We start from the raw sequence: 4,134 nt of genomic DNA on the forward strand, positions 1-4,134 counted from the left end.
GTCCGCGCACCACCGCGCGCGGACCCGCCGTTACCCGGCACGGACCGGGTGGAAGATCAGAACCGGGGCATGCCGCCGAACTGGCGGTCACCGGCGTCACCGAGCCCGGGAACGATGAACATGCGGTCGTTGAGGCCCTCGTCGATCGCGGCGGTGACCAGGCGCAACGGCAGGCCGGAGCGCTCCAGCCGCTCGATGCCGACCGGCGCGGCGAGCACGCAGAGCACGGTGATGTCGGTGCAGCCCCGATCGGCCAGCAGCCGGCAGCAGTGCTCCAGCGAGCCGCCGGTGGCCAGCATCGGGTCGAGCACCAGCACCGGCAGGCCGGTCAGGTCGCGCGGCAGCGACTCCATGTAGGCGCGCGGCTCGTAGGTCTCCTCGTCGCGGGCCAGGCCGACGAAGCCCATCGAGGACTCGGGCAGCAGGCCGAGCGCGGCGTCCGCCATGCCCAGGCCGGCCCGCAGCACCGGCACCAGCAGCGGCGGGTTCGCCAGCCGGGTGCCCTCGGTGGCGGTGACCGGCGTCTGCACCGGGTACCGCTCGACGGGGAAGGTGCGCGCCGCCTCGTACACCAGCATGGTGGTCAGTTCGTGCAGCGCCGCCCGGAACGTCGAGGAATCGGTGCGCGCGTCCCGCATGGCGGTCAACCTGGACTGGGCCAGCGGGTGGTCAATGACGTGTACGTCCACGATCGCTCAACCTACCGGGCCGTTCGGCGTGCTGGTGCGGGTGCGGTCGGACCGGCGACGCCGCTCACGTCGGGCCCACCGTGACCAAGATCACTCAGCGGTTCCGTGCGTAGACTTCTCGGCATGACGGCGACAACGACGTCGGCCCGGTCGGACCTCTCCGAGCTGGGACGATCCGAGACCGCTCTGCGGACCTTCCTGCACGGCCTGCCCGGCGTGGACCAGGTCGGCGCGGAGCAGCGGGCGGCACAGCTCGGCACCCGATCCATCAAGACCACCGCCAAGGCCCAGGCGATCGACCTGGCGATCCGGATGGTCGACCTGACCACCCTGGAGGGGGCGGACACCCCCGGCAAGGTGCGCGCGCTGGCCGCGAAGGCGCTGCGCCCGGACCCGGCCGACCCGTCCTGCCCGCACGTCGGCGCCGTCTGCGTCTACCCCGCGATGGTCCCGTACGTGGCCGAGGTGCTGGCCGGCAGCGGTGTGCACCTGGCCAGCGTGGCGACCGCGTTCCCGTCGGGTCAGGCGCCGCTGGAGATCAAGCTGGCCGACACCCGGGCCGCCGTCGCGGCCGGCGCCGACGAGATCGACATGGTGATCAACCGGGGCGCGTTCCTGGCCGGGCGCTACAAGGAGGTCTACGACGAGATCGTGGCCACCAAGGAAGCCTCCGGGGACGCCCACCTCAAGGTGATCCTGGAGACCGGCGAGCTGGCCACCTACGACAACGTGCGCCGGGCCTCCTGGCTGGCCATGCTGGCCGGCGGCGACTTCATCAAGACCTCCACCGGCAAGGTCCCCGTCGCGGCGACGCTGCCGGTGACGCTGGTGATGCTGGAGGCGGTTCGCGACTTCCGCGCGGCGACCGGGCGGCAGGTCGGCGTGAAGCCGGCCGGTGGCATCAAGACCACCAAGGACGCCATCAAGTACCTGGTGATGGTCAACGAGACCGTCGGCCCGGACTGGCTCGACCCGGACTGGTTCCGCTTCGGCGCGTCCAGCCTGCTCAACGACCTGCTCATGCAGCGCACCAAGCTGACGACCGGGGTCTACTCCGGTCCCGACTACTTCACCCTGGACTGATAGCCGATGTTCGAATACGCCCCCGCCCCCGAGTCCCGCTCGGTGGTGGACCTCAAGCCCTCGTACGGGCTGTTCATCGACGGTAAGTTCGTTGACCCGACCGACGGCGGCAGCTTCAAGTCGATCAACCCCGCCTCCGAGGAGGTGCTGGCCGAGATCGCCGAGGCCGGCGCCCAGGACGTGGAGCGCGCGGTCCGCGCCGCCCGTCAGGCGTACGACAAGGTCTGGGGTCCGATGCCGGGCCGCGACCGGGCGAAGTACCTGTACCGGATCGCGCGGCTCATCCAGGAACGCTCCCGCGAGCTGGCCGTCCTGGAGTCGCTGGACAACGGCAAGCCGATCCGCGAATCCCGCGATGTCGACCTGCCGCTGGTCGCCGCGCACTTCTTCTACTACGCCGGCTGGGCCGACAAGCTGGGCCATGCCGGCTTCGGGCCCGACCCGCAGCCGATCGGCGTGGCCGCGCAGGTCATCCCGTGGAACTTCCCGCTGCTCATGCTCGCGTGGAAGATCGCCCCGGCGCTCGCCGCGGGCAACACGGTGGTGCTGAAGCCCGCCGAGACCACCCCGCTGACCGCGCTGCTGTTCGCCGAGATCTGCCAGCAGGCCGACCTGCCGGCCGGCGTGGTCAACATCGTCACCGGCGCCGGCGACACCGGCCGCGCCCTGGTCGAGCACCCCGGCGTGGACAAGGTCGCCTTCACCGGCTCCACCGAGGTCGGCCGGGCCATCGCCCGGTCCGTCGCCGGCACCCGCAAGAAGCTCACCCTGGAGCTGGGCGGCAAGGCCGCCAACATCGTCTTCGACGACGCGCCGATCGACCAGGCCGTCGAGGGCATCGTCAACGGCATCTTCTTCAACCAGGGGCACGTCTGCTGCGCCGGCTCCCGCCTGCTCGTCCAGGAGAACGTGGCCGACCGCGTGCTGGAGTCGCTGAAGCGGCGGATGGCTCAGCTCCGCGTCGGCGACCCGCTGGACAAGAACACCGACGTCGGCGCGATCAACTCCGCCGCCCAGTTGGAGCGGATCCGCGAGCTGTCCGACGCCGGCTCCGCCGAGGGCGCCGAGCGCTGGTCACCGCCGTGTGACCTGCCCGACCGGGGCTTCTGGTTCGCGCCCACCATCTTCACCGGCGTCACCCAGGCCCACCGCATCGCCCGCGAGGAGATCTTCGGCCCAGTGCTGTCGGTGCTCACCTTCCGCACGCCGGCCGAGGCCGTCGAGAAGGCCAACAACACGCCGTACGGGCTGTCGGCGGGCATCTGGACCGACAAGGGCTCGCGCATCCTGTGGATGGCCGACCGGCTGCGCGCCGGCGTCGTCTGGGCCAACACGTTCAACAAGTTCGACCCCACCTCGCCGTTCGGCGGTTACAAGGAGTCGGGCTACGGTCGCGAGGGCGGCCGGCACGGGCTGGAGGGGTACCTCAATGTCTGAGCGGGTCGCGGTACGCAAGACGTACAAGCTCTTCATCGGCGGGAAGTTCCCGCGCAGCGAGTCGGGACGGTCGTATCTCGTGCAGTCCTCGAATGTGTCACTGGCCTCCCGCAAGGACGCCCGGGACGCGGTGGTCGCCGCCCGCGCCGCCGTCAAGGGCTGGGCCGGCGCGACCGCGTACAACCGGGGTCAGATCCTCTACCGGGCCGCCGAGATGCTGGAGGGCCGCCGCGAGCAGTTCGTCGCCCTGGGCATCCCCGGCGACGAGGTGGACGCCGCGGTGGACCGCTGGGTCTGGTACGCCGGCTGGGCCGACAAGCTCGCCCAGGTGTACGGCGGCGCCAACCCGGTCGCCGGCCCGTACTTCAACATCTCCGCGCCGGAGCCGACCGGCGTGGTCGCCGTGGTCGCCCCGGAGCGCCCGGCGCTGCTCGGCCTGGTCAGCGTGATCGCCCCGGCGATCGTCACCGGCAACACCGTGGTGGTGGCGGCCTCGCCGTCGGAGCCGCTGGCGGCGGTGACGCTGGCCGAGGTGCTGGCGACCTCCGACCTGCCCGGCGGGGTGGTCAACATCCTCACCGGCGCGATCACCGAGACCGCGCCGGCGCTGGCGGCGCACATGGACGTCAACGCGATCGACCTGACCGGGGTGACCGACGCGTCGCTCGCCACCGAGCTGGAGGTCAAGGCCGCGGAGAACCTCAAGCGGGTGCTCCGACCGGCCGAGGCGGACTGGTCCGCCGATCCGGGCGTGACCCGGATGACTGCGCTGCTGGAGACCAAGACGGTGTGGCACCCCAAGGGGGTGTGATCGTCTGTCCTCGGCCTTTGGGTTTTCCGGGAGAGCCCGCGCGCTCGGGGTGGGTTTTCCGGGGGAGCCCGCCCACTCCGGGCGGTCAGGCTTGATCCCTGCGTGGGCGGGCTC

4 protein-coding genes are annotated in these 4,134 nt (G+C 71.5%); 3 read left to right on the forward strand and 1 reads right to left on the reverse strand.

Annotation, left to right across the window (positions count from 1 at the left end):
* Window positions 1-56: 56 nt before the first annotated feature.
* The gene (gene upp, locus AB0J68_RS28335; protein WP_354853962.1) at window positions 57-689 is read right to left on the reverse strand and encodes a uracil phosphoribosyltransferase; all 633 of its coding nucleotides are present in this window, start codon (window positions 687-689) and stop codon (window positions 57-59) included.
* A 123-nt stretch (window positions 690-812) separates the two neighbouring features.
* Between upp and deoC the strand changes: the two genes are divergently transcribed.
* The 3 genes from deoC to AB0J68_RS28350 are packed head-to-tail and all read left to right on the forward strand — an operon-like array spanning window position 813 to window position 4,020.
* Window positions 813-1,772, forward strand: coding sequence for a deoxyribose-phosphate aldolase (deoC, locus tag AB0J68_RS28340; RefSeq protein ID WP_363941473.1), 960 nt, complete (start codon window positions 813-815; stop codon window positions 1,770-1,772).
* Between the two features lie 6 nt (window positions 1,773-1,778).
* Window positions 1,779-3,209, forward strand: coding sequence for an aldehyde dehydrogenase family protein (locus tag AB0J68_RS28345; protein ID WP_363941476.1), 1,431 nt, complete (start codon window positions 1,779-1,781; stop codon window positions 3,207-3,209).
* Complete coding sequence (locus AB0J68_RS28350; protein ID WP_354853953.1) at window positions 3,202-4,020, forward strand: aldehyde dehydrogenase family protein; 819 nt, start codon at window positions 3,202-3,204, stop codon at window positions 4,018-4,020. Before AB0J68_RS28345 ends, AB0J68_RS28350 begins: the two co-directional genes overlap by 8 nt.
* The last annotated feature ends 114 nt before the right edge of the window (window positions 4,021-4,134 follow it).

The sequence above is a fragment of the Micromonospora sp. NPDC049580 genome (genome assembly GCF_040675595.1).
Classification (GTDB): domain Bacteria; phylum Actinomycetota; class Actinomycetes; order Mycobacteriales; family Micromonosporaceae; genus Micromonospora.